Below are 10,716 nucleotides of genomic sequence, written 5' to 3'. Positions count from 1 at the left end.
ATTGTGGCATCCCGAGCCCGCGGAAAGAAGCTGCGCCGCGGGGGAGGCGACCCAAATGGCTTTCTCATATCGTCTTTCATGCCAAATATCTCCGTGCACAAACCGCCACCCACTCCAACAAAAAATTGCACAATTTATTTCTCATGTCTGTACATAGTTTGTTAGCCAAGCGCGATTATCAGTACTCTTCGCCGTTCTGTTTGGGCATCAGGAGCGCCCTTAATCATCGCCAGCAACCCAATAACCTGCGCCAACGTGAACATCATTCCAAAACAACCCCCTTAAGCACGTCAAATGAACGATATGTTGTCCAACGCAGCCCAAATCAGTTTCACTAACAGCTTGTGCTAGGATACCTATCGTTACATGAGCTCAACTGTGCTCACGGCTTCAGCAAGTCACAAAGTGCAGGGTTGATCAGCATCCGGCCGTAACGGCGGTGCCAGAAACACCACGAGCTCCAATAAAGAAGTCATGCGACGTTGTTTATTTGTATTGAGTTAATTCACAGGTGCAAATAATTATTAGTTTGTATGCCTAAACGTAGCAGTTCTTCCGCTGTTTGCGTGCGGTTCAGTTTTGTTCCCGCTTGACTGGCTCGCACGCAGCCAGCTGGGGATGCGGTCATTTTGCGATACATGTCCGCGTCTCTAGCCACTGCACTTTTACATACCGTTCACGGTGGGGCAGAGCCACGTGCTTGTCTGACTGGGCTCAGGGTTTGAATATGGAGCGCCTCCGCGCACAAGCGCCCTGGCGAAGCCATACCCAAACCCCGTGAGCCACACGTAAGACAGCAAGGGGGTGGTGCTCGTGTGGTATGTGATTCAGGTCATTAACGGTCGCGAAGACGTAATGCGCGAGCGCATCGAGCGCGTGGTGCCGGCGAGTGCCATGCAAGAGCTCTTTTATCCCCAATATCAAACCGAGATCAAGGTACACGGCGAATGGATTGTCACGACCAAGCCGCTCTTTCCCGGTTATCTCATCTGCGATACGGCAGATCCTCGGACCGTGCAACAGTACCTGCTGCGCATGGACGACTTTGCTCGGGTGCTTTCCCAGGACGGTCAGTTTGTGCCGCTGGCAAAAGAAGAGACCCAGCTCATTGGCAGTTTTACCAATAGGGGAGACCGCGTAGTGCCCATGAGCGAGGCCCTAAAAGATGGCGACCGGGTCGTAGTAACGGCTGGTCCGCTGTTGGGCCACGAAGGCCTCATTAAAGACATCAATAGACGTAAATGCACTGCTTATCTGGAGCTCAACCTGTGCGGCCGACGCGTAACTACGCGCGTTGGCCTTGCCGTGCTTTCAAACGAGCAGCGCGTCATGCGCAACCTCAAAAAGGTAATCGCCTAGCTGCTGGCGATTTCCGCAAAGGACAGGGAGGATCCCCGACCCGGGAACAAAATCTTGGAAGAGAACGTGTCAGATAAAACAGAATATGTAATGGACTTGCCCAAAGTCACAAGATTTCCTAGGGCAACAGAGTTTCCGCCTCCTGTCGAGAACCCAGCTCCTGCTATGGGTTTCGTTGCAACTGGCACTTATAAGGCGCCTGCGCCGGACTCGTCGTGTGCCGCCCCCAAGAAAGGTGGGCCGGGCTACCTCGCTATTAAGCGTGCATTTGATATTGTTTTCTCGGCGGGTGTTTGCGCAGTTCTTTTAATCCCCGTTGCGACTGCATGCGTTGCAATTGAGATCGACACCCCCGGCAAGCCGTTCTTCCGCCAGGAGCGTATCGGCAAGAATGGAAAACCGATATACATATTTAAGTTGCGCACCATGGTGTCGGATGCTCATGATCATCCCGAGAAGTATATGACTTCCGAACAGCTGGCTCAGTGGAAACGCGAGCAGAAGGTCGACGATGACCCACGCATTACGCGCGTTGGTCGCTTCCTGCGACGCACCTCACTCGATGAGTTGCCGCAGTTTATCAATGTGCTCATGGGTGACCTCTCTGTCATTGGCCCCAGACCGGTGACGCTCGAAGAGACGTACGAGTATGGAGATGCCCGTGATGAAGTGCTCTCCTGCAAACCGGGGATCACCGGCTGGTGGGCGGCCACTGACCGCAATGACTCAACGTGGGCTAGTGGCCAGAGGCAGGCTCGCGAGTTATTTTATGTGCGCCATCAATCGGTTGGCCTAGACGCCCGCGTGTTTGTTAAGACCTTCAAGGCAATGAGGAAGGGCAAGTGATGGCTCCCTCCTTGAGCGTAGTCATACCAACCCTAAATGCGGCGGGCGAGATCGATGAGCTCTTGACCCTCATCGAAACTCAGACTCTCAGGCCCTTCGATATCTTGGTGGTTGACTCATCCTCCGAAGATGGCACCGTTGACGAGGTCGCCAAGCATCCTCGGGTTAACTTCGTTCGCATAGAACGTAAGGAATTCAATCACGGTTCGACCCGCGACATAGCTTTGAGGCACACCGCGGGTGATTTCGTTTGTTTTCTCACACAGGATGCTGTACCCGCTTCCAGTCGCTACCTGGAAACGCTTGTCGAACCGTTACTGGCCGATAACTCTGTCGCGCTTGTGAGCGGAAGGCAGCTCCCCAAGGCCAATGCCCGTCGTTTTGAACAATTGGTTCGTGATTTCAACTATCCCGACACACCGTCTGTTCGGTCAAAAGGCGATCTCAAGAAATTTGGGATTAAGACGTTCTTTGCATCTGACACCTGTTCTGCCTATCGACGGACCGCATATCTCGAATGCGGTGGATTCGATCAAGTCAACACCAACGAGGACATGCTCATGGCCGCCAAATTTATCGCCTCGGGTATGAAGGTCGCGTACGAACCATGTGCCGAGGTCTATCACTCGCACAACTTGACGCCATCCCAACAGTTTGCCCGCAACCGTGCCGTCGGGTTCTTTCTCGAAACGCATGCGGACGATCTCATGCATGCAAGTGAGATCGGTGAAGGGGGCCGGCTCGTCAAAGCGGTCTCCTCCCAGCTCCTTCGGGAGGGCAATCTGGTCGAGTTCATCGCCTTCGCTGTCGACTGCTGCGCGCGCCTTCTGGGAAACCGTGCTGGCCGTAGGGCCGCTAGAAAAGAAAGGCTATAGCAAATGAAAGGCATCATCCTCGCCGGCGGTTCCGGCACCCGCCTGTACCCGCTCACGCTCGTGACCTCCAAGCAGCTGCTGCCGGTCTACGACAAGCCCATGATCTACTACCCGCTGTCCACCCTCATGCTGGCGGGCATCCGGGACATCCTGGTCATCTCCACGCCGACCGACCTGCCCAACTTCGAGCGCCTGCTCGGGGACGGCTCCCGCTACGGCGTGAACCTGTCCTACGCTGAGCAGCCGAGCCCCGACGGCCTGGCCCAGGCCTTCACCATCGGCGAGGACTTCATCGCCGGCGAGCCGTGCGCGCTGGTGCTGGGCGACAACATCTTCTACGGCAACGGCCTTTCGCGCCACCTGACGCGCGCCGTCCAGAACGCCGAGTCGGGCCGCGCCACTGTCTTCGGCTACCACGTGGACGACCCCGAGCGCTTCGGCGTCGTGGAGTTCGATCGCGAGGGGAGGGCCGTCTCCATCGAGGAGAAGCCCGCCGAGCCCAAGAGCTCCTACGCCGTCACCGGCCTGTACTTCTACCCGGGCGACGTGGCCGCCAAGGCGCATGAGGTGAAGCCGTCGGCCCGCGGCGAGTTGGAGATCACCACGCTCAACCAGATGTACCTGGAGGAGGGGACGCTGTCCGTCGTCACCCTCGGCCGCGGGTACGCGTGGCTGGACACCGGCACCATGGAGAGCCTGCATGAGGCCGCGGAGTTCGTCCGCGCCGTGGAGCACTCCCAGGACCTGCCCGTGTCCGTGCCCGAGGAGATCGCCTGGGAGAACGGCTGGATCACGACCGAGGGGCTCAGGCAGGCCGCCGAGGCCTACGGCAAGTCGGTCTACGGGCAGCACCTGAAGAAGGTCGCCGCCGGCGAGATCGTCAACAGCCCGCGCGAGTACTAGGAAACGAGGAGATACGAACATGGCAGAGGAGACCTTCTCCCCCAGGAACATCATCGTCACGGGCGGCTGCGGCTTTATCGGCAGCAACTTCGTGCACCACGTGGTGGACAACCACCCCGGCGTGCACGTCACCGTCCTGGACAAGCTGACCTACGCCGGCAACCCCGAGAACATCGCCGGGCTGCCCTCCGACCGCGTGGAGCTCGTCGTGGGCGACATCTGCGATGCCGGGCTGCTCGATAAGTTGGTCCCCGGTCACGACGCGATCGTGCACTACGCCGCGGAGTCCCACAACGACAACTCCATCGCCGACCCGGAGCCCTTCCTGCGCACCAACGTCGAGGGCACCTTCCGCCTGCTGGAGGCCGTGAGGAAATACGGCATCCGCTACCACCACGTCTCCACCGACGAGGTCTACGGCGACCTGACGCTCGACGACCCGGCGAAGTTCACCGAGGAGACGCCCTACCACCCGTCCTCGCCGTACTCGAGCACCAAGGCCAGCTCCGACATGCTCGTGCGCGCCTGGACCCGCACCTACGGGCTTCGCACCACGATCTCCAACTGCTCCAACAACTACGGCCCCTACCAGCACGTGGAGAAGTTCATCCCCAGGCAGATCACGAACATCGTCGACGGCGTCCGTCCCAAGCTCTACGGGAAGGGCGAGAACGTCCGCGACTGGATCCACACAGAGGACCACTCCTCGGCCGTCTGGGACATCCTGACCAAGGGCCGCACGGGGGAGACCTACCTCATCGGCGCCGACGGCGAGAGGAACAACATCACGGTCCTGCGCATGATCCTGGAGGCGATGGGGCGCGACCCCGAGGACTTCGACTGGGTCGCCGAACGCCCCGGCCACGACCGCCGCTACGCCATCGACTCCACCAAGCTCCAGCGCGAGCTGGGCTGGAGGCCGGCGCACACCGACTTCGCCGAGGGCCTGAAGGCCACCATCGACTGGTACGTCGCCAACGAGTCCTGGTGGCGCCCCGTCAAGGAGGCCACCGAGGCCCGCTACCGCGCGCAGGGGCAGTAAGGAGGGAAGAGTTAGATGGCAGACATCGCATTCGAGAAGGACCTCTCCGTCGCCGAGACCGGCATCGAGGGCCTCAAGGTCGTCGACCTCGCCGTCCACGGCGACTCGCGCGGCTGGTTCAAGGAGAACTGGCAGCGCGCCAAGATGTGCGCCCTGGGCATCCCGGACCTCCGCGTCGTCCAGAACAACATCTCCTACAACGACAGCCGCGGCGTCACCCGCGGCATCCACGCCGAGCCCTGGGACAAGTTCATCTCCGTGGCGCGCGGCTCGGTCTTCGGCGCCTGGGTCGACCTGCGCGAGGGCAGCGAGACCTTCGGCAAGGTATTCACGACCGTTTTGGATCCCAGCAGAGCCATCTACGTCCCGCGCGGCATGGGCAACTCCTTCCAGGCCCTGGAGGACGGCACCGCCTACACCTACCTGGTGGACGCCCACTGGTCCCTGGAGCTCAAGAGGACCTACACCTTCGTGAACCTCGCCGACCCGGAGCTCGCCATCGAGTGGCCCATCCCGCTCGACGAGGCCACCGTCTCCGATGCCGACCTCGGCCACCCGATGCTCAAGGACGTCGTCCCCATGGCTCCGAAGCGCACCCTCGTCACCGGCTGCAACGGCCAGCTTGGCCATGCGGTGCGTGCGCTCGCCGAGGAGCGCGGCGTCTCCAAGGACTTCGACTTCTGCGACATCGACACCTTCGACATGTCAGACCCGGCGGCCTATTCGCAGTACGACTGGTCGCTCTACGGCACCGTGATCAACTGCGGCGCCTACACGGCCGTGGATAAAGCGGAGACCCCCGAGGGCCGCGCGACCGCCTGGAAGGCCAACGCCACCGGCCCGGCGCTTCTCGCCCGCACCTGCGCCGGGCACGGCATCACGCTCGTCCACGTGTCCTCCGACTACGTCTTCGACGGCACCGCCGAGGTCCATACGGAGGACGAGCCCCTCAGCCCGCTGTCCGTCTACGGCCAGACCAAGGCCGCAGGCGACATCGCCGTGGCCGGGTGCCCGCGTCACTACATCATGCGCAGCTCCTGGGTCATCGGCGAGGGCCGCAACTTCGTCAAGACCATGAAGGGGCTCTCCGACCGCGTCGCCGACCCGGACGACAAGCTGGACAAGGTCACCGTGGTGGACGACCAGCTGGGCCGCCTGACCTTCACGCGCGACATGGCCGAGGCCATCTTCCACGTGCTGGGGACGCACGCCCCCTACGGCACCTACGACTGCACCGGCTCCGGCGCCGTGAAGAGCTGGGCGGACATCGCCCGCGCCGTCTTCGAGGCCGCCAACGGCAACGGGGACAGGGTCGTGCCGGTGTCGACCGCCGACTACTACGCGAGCGCCGCCAGCCCCGTCGCGCCGCGCCCGGTCCACTCCGCGCTCGACCTGTCCAGGCTCGAGTCGGTCGGCTTCCACATGCCCGGCTGGGAGGAAGAGCTGGGGGAGTACATTAAGGGGTTGTTATCCTAGTGAACATCGGAATGCAAACTAAGCCCATCGTTGTCGTTAGCGACTTTGGTTATATCGAAGGTGGGGCTGTTGCTGTTGCGGTTAAAACCGCCCTACTTCTTGCGTCCAAGGGACGTAAGGTGATTTTCTTCTGCGGTGAAGGACCTGTTTGCGATGAGCTTGCTGCTTCCGATGTCGAAACTATTTGTCTTGGCATGCCGTCCATTAACAGCAACCCGTCTAAACTCGATGCCATTCGCAAAGGCGTCTGGAACACGTATGTCTATAAGTCATTCAGCGATCTTCTAAATCGCAATGATCTTAAGGGCGCCATCATCCATATACATACGTGGACAAAGGTTTTGAGCAGTGCTGTATTTGCCGCAGCAACTGAGAAAGGCAACCCAGTTCTTCTAACTGTCCATGATTACTTCTCCGTTTGTCCCAACGGTGGTTTTTATGATTATAACGAGAAACGTATCTGTGAGCGTAAACCTATGTCGGGCGCTTGCGTTTGTCACAACTGTGACAAACGCTCTTATGCTCAAAAGCTATGGCGGGTTGCTCGTCAGGCACAGCAGGACCGTTGGGTTCGCAACAATCGAAACATTCACTATGCGTTTGTGTCTGAATATTGCCGCGATATTCTTATTCCGTTCCTGCACAGCAAGTATCCCTATGAGGTCCTGCGCAATCCAGTTGATCATATTAAGTTCGATAACAGTGGTACTCAACAAGTTCGTGACCGCTTCTTGTATATAGGTCGAATCAGCCCAGAAAAGGGAGCTGATTTATTCTGTGAAGCAGTTACCGCTATTGGCGCCAGAGGCATCGTTATTGGTGACGGTGAAATGCTGTCCGACCTTAAGAAACGATTCTCTTATAACGTAGAGTTCACTGGTTGGCTTAAGCCCGAAGAAATGGGATTGCGCGGGGCCGCTCGTGCCATCGCGATGGTGCAACCGTCGCGATGGCACGAAGCGGCCCCGCTCACCCCCCTTCAGATGCTTGAGCAGGGTGTTCCATGCATCGTGCCGGATTGCTGTGCTGCCCGAGACTATGTCATAGAAGGTGTAAACGGCCTTCTGTTCAAAACTGGGGATGTTGAGGATCTTGAACGCGCGATGATGAAGATGCTGGAGCGGCCTCTGAGGCCGAAGCCGAAGATTCTCTCGGACGAAGTTTATTATCGAAATTTAATAGCCCTATATGAGAACTGTCTTTAGTCAAAACAATTGCAGATTGTTAACTAGGGATTTTTAGCGAGCCATTACATACGGTGATTAGTTTGTTTTTCGTTGCTTTTATATGGATTATTGTATTCATTTTGATTTGCTATAACTGGTATCAAGATGATGGCGTTCTTTTCTTTCTAGATTTGAATCGAATCGGAATGATGATTTGGAGTTTAGGAACGGGGCTCTATGATTTCGCCTTATCAGATTTATATCATCCCAGTTTATTAATCAATGCTGTCTCGCTAATTGTATTCGTTATATTTTGGTTTTTCGCATCCAACAGTCGGAAGGATGTCTCTTTATTGAAAGAGTGTTTCGGAGAGTTAAAAATCCCAAACAATATCATTTATTGGTTTTTTTTAGCGTTAATTGCAATATTGGCTTTTTTTGCTTTTAAGGCTAATGCTGACGCAGGGCAACTTAGAGGGTTGAGCAACAATGCTGGCATGAAAGTAGATTTCAAAGGGGGCTATTTTTACAGACTCTCTGTACCAATTGCAATTTGTTTTTATCTTGTGGGAAGAATGGCAAAACAAAAGCTGGCAATAATTTTTAGCCTATTGCTGTTTGTAGCCTTTCTTTATTTTACTGCCTGTGATTTGAGTCGTGGGCCTATCGTTTGGATTCTTACAGGCTGCCTTTTGTTTGAATTGCTTTTATACGTAAAACGCACTGGGAAAACAAAGGTTTCCGGTAAAACTTTTCTTCTTCTTGTCGGTGTATTTGTCGCTGTCGTATTTGCATTTGATTACTTTGGCTCGATTAGAACTGCGACCCTATTTTCGAGCGTGTCTAGTCAATACAAGATGAACGTTGATGTACCTGACGGCTTTACCTGGTTATATATTTATATCAGTTCACCACTTGAAAACGCTCGCTATGCCCTCGACAACATCGTTGTCAAAACACCAACATTTGGTGCGCATCTGTTTTATCCATTTATCAAATTGTTCTCTAACTTTCTCGGATTCGATACGACTTTTTCCTCGTGGTTAGGGTCAAGTACTGTTGTCTATTCGTACATGGCAACAGATCCTGGCTTAACTGTTGGCTCTTTTTTAATGGATGCTTTCCAGGATTTTTCAATTTTAGGCATTGTAATTTACCCCCTTTTTTACGGTCTTGTCTCTCTACTTGTAAAGGCAATGCTGAATTGGCAGCGCCTTTCATCACTTACTAAGCTAATTACATATTCTCTTGCAATCCAAGGACCACTTTGGAGCATTTTCGATGACACGGTATTTTCCGGCCCACTTTGGGTCTGTGCCTTCGCGGTAATTGCTATCGATCTCCTGACCACATTTTTTACGACAAGGACTAGGGGTAATGAAAAAAATGAAACGGAGAGCCGGTTGTACATTGAGGAAAGGGGTTAGTGACTTTGCGTATCTCTCTTGTACTCTCAAGTTATAACGGTTCTGAATATATCGATGAGCAGCTTGATTCACTTAGGCTTCAAGATAGGACCTTTGACGAAGTATTAATATGTGATGACTGCTCGACAGACGGAACATATGACATTATTCGCAGTTATATTGATCGTTTTAAGCTTGAAAAGTGGTCAGTTGCGGTAAACGCAGTAAACAATGGATGGAAGGTCAACTTCCATAAGCTAATTAAGCATGCAACCGGCGATTTAATTTTCTTGTGCGACCAAGATGATGTTTGGCTACCCTCTAAAGTATCCGAGATGGCATTTCTGATGGAAAACCATCCAGAAATTGACGTCTTAGCATGCGATGTCGAGCCCTTCTATGAAACCGGATCAAAAAAGGTTCCAAATGTCGGAAACGGCGCCAATGATGGTGCTCTCCTGCACGAGCAAATTAATGCTAAATCGATATACGTTACCCGACCTGGCTGCGCTTATTGTATTCGTAAGACTTTCGCAAACGAAATTGAACCGTTCTGGAAAGAATCTTGGGCTCACGACGCCATGCTTTGGGAGCTGTCCCAGGTAAAAGGCACATTAGCTTTGTATGACAAAAGGCTCGTAAAGTTTCGCCGACATGCAACCAACGCGTCTGCTAGAAAGAAGATGACGCGTGAAGACAGAATACATGATGTCGAGGATTTAATTGATCGTGTCCGATTAATGAAGCGATTTGGCCTTGAAAAAAAGACCTTGGAAAAAGCGGATGAATTACTATTGGACGATATAAATTCATGGTTGAACTTCAGAATCTCATTCCTTAAATCAAGAGGGCTGAGAGAATTCTCCTCCATTTTACGGCACAGGTCTTTTTATGCCACATGGAAAGGCTTGCTTGTTGACGCGGTGCTTGCCTGCAGGGGGTGATAGCTTCAATTTAATACGCTTAGTCTGGCTCGATCAAAAACATGAGAGCGTTCATGGTTATTCGACTTGCTTGATTTAATTATTAGTTATTAATAATTTGGATTCCTTTTGAACAAGAAAACTATTTTGCAAAACATGAGTGTCGCTTTTCTGGCCCAAGGCGTTACTCTTGCTTTATCAGTTATTCAGACGATGATTGTCCCGAAGCTGCTTGGTGTTGAGCAGTTTGGTTACTGGCAGTTATATATCTTCTACGTAAGCTATGTTGGTTTTTTCCACTTGGGTCTTTCCTCGGGAGTCTACCTGACGACCGGTGGTCAGAAGCGAGAAGAGATGGACAAGGCATCGATTAAGAGCCAGATGCTCTTCGGTGTCTTTTACCAGACATTCATGGTCATCGTAATCGTCTCTTTGTCCAGCTTCTTACAAACCGGTGCTGAGCGTACGTTCGTTGTGGTTATGACCGCAATTTACCTAGTACTTCAGAACTTGGCGACTTTCATGATGAATGAGCTGCAGTGCATGAACGAGACGAAGAAGTCGTCGTTCTCAACGATTATAGAGCGCTTGGCGTTCTTGGTGCCACTATTGGTACTGCTGGTTTTGAGGATAGACTCGTTTTCCTTGATTCTCATTTTCATTGCAACAGCCTCAGGACTCAGCGCAACGCGTTGCGCTGAGTCCTGAGGCGCGAATCCG

The 10,716-nt window shown here is 54.1% G+C and carries 11 protein-coding genes; all 11 read left to right on the top strand.

Annotated elements, in window-relative coordinates; translation table 11 throughout:
* Positions 1–338: hypothetical protein (locus tag I2H19_RS09990; protein ID WP_229089886.1), on the top strand; the 338-nt coding region annotated here is incomplete at its 5' end.
* Between the two features lie 469 nt (positions 339–807).
* Positions 808–1,359 carry an antiterminator LoaP gene (gene loaP, locus I2H19_RS09330; protein ID WP_271745869.1) on the top strand — a complete coding sequence of 184 codons (552 nt, stop codon included), beginning with the start codon at positions 808–810 and terminating at the stop codon, positions 1,357–1,359.
* A gap of 54 nt (positions 1,360–1,413) precedes the next feature.
* Positions 1,414–2,205: a sugar transferase gene (locus I2H19_RS09325; RefSeq protein WP_229089885.1), complete on the top strand. Its 792-nt coding sequence runs from the start codon at positions 1,414–1,416 to the stop codon at positions 2,203–2,205.
* The gene (locus I2H19_RS09320) at positions 2,205–3,080 is read left to right on the top strand and encodes a glycosyltransferase family 2 protein (protein WP_195622492.1); all 876 of its coding nucleotides are present in this window, start codon (positions 2,205–2,207) and stop codon (positions 3,078–3,080) included. The genes I2H19_RS09325 and I2H19_RS09320 overlap by 1 nt, the downstream gene beginning before the upstream one ends.
* Before the next feature lie 3 nt (positions 3,081–3,083).
* Positions 3,084–3,983, top strand: coding sequence for a glucose-1-phosphate thymidylyltransferase RfbA (gene rfbA / locus I2H19_RS09315; protein WP_195622491.1), 900 nt, complete (start codon positions 3,084–3,086; stop codon positions 3,981–3,983).
* Positions 3,984–4,002: 19 nt separating this feature from the next.
* Positions 4,003–5,025 carry a dTDP-glucose 4,6-dehydratase gene (gene rfbB, locus I2H19_RS09310; protein ID WP_195622490.1) on the top strand — a complete coding sequence of 341 codons (1,023 nt, stop codon included), beginning with the start codon at positions 4,003–4,005 and terminating at the stop codon, positions 5,023–5,025.
* 15 nt (positions 5,026–5,040) lie between these two features.
* Positions 5,041–6,501, top strand: a complete 1,461-nt coding sequence (locus tag I2H19_RS09305) for a sugar nucleotide-binding protein (RefSeq protein ID WP_195622489.1) — start codon at positions 5,041–5,043, stop codon at positions 6,499–6,501.
* Positions 6,501–7,706, top strand: a complete 1,206-nt coding sequence (locus tag I2H19_RS10085; RefSeq protein ID WP_195622488.1) for a glycosyltransferase family 4 protein — start codon at positions 6,501–6,503, stop codon at positions 7,704–7,706. The genes I2H19_RS09305 and I2H19_RS10085 overlap by 1 nt, the downstream gene beginning before the upstream one ends.
* A gap of 62 nt (positions 7,707–7,768) precedes the next feature.
* Complete coding sequence (locus I2H19_RS09295) at positions 7,769–9,094, top strand: O-antigen polymerase (RefSeq protein ID WP_229089884.1); 1,326 nt, start codon at positions 7,769–7,771, stop codon at positions 9,092–9,094.
* A complete protein-coding gene (locus I2H19_RS09290; RefSeq protein WP_195622486.1) occupies positions 9,094–10,017 on the top strand; it encodes a glycosyltransferase in 924 nt (307 codons plus the stop codon). The genes I2H19_RS09295 and I2H19_RS09290 overlap by 1 nt, the downstream gene beginning before the upstream one ends.
* A 108-nt stretch (positions 10,018–10,125) precedes the next feature.
* Entirely contained in the window at positions 10,126–10,704 is a 579-nt protein-coding gene (locus I2H19_RS09285) for a polysaccharide biosynthesis protein (RefSeq protein ID WP_195622485.1), read from the top strand.
* The last annotated feature ends 12 nt before the right edge of the window (positions 10,705–10,716 follow it).

Origin of the sequence: Collinsella aerofaciens, assembly GCF_015560135.1 — a bacterium.
In the GTDB taxonomy this organism is placed as follows: domain Bacteria; phylum Actinomycetota; class Coriobacteriia; order Coriobacteriales; family Coriobacteriaceae; genus Collinsella; species Collinsella aerofaciens_AN.
This window is presented reverse-complemented; position numbering and strand designations above follow the sequence as displayed.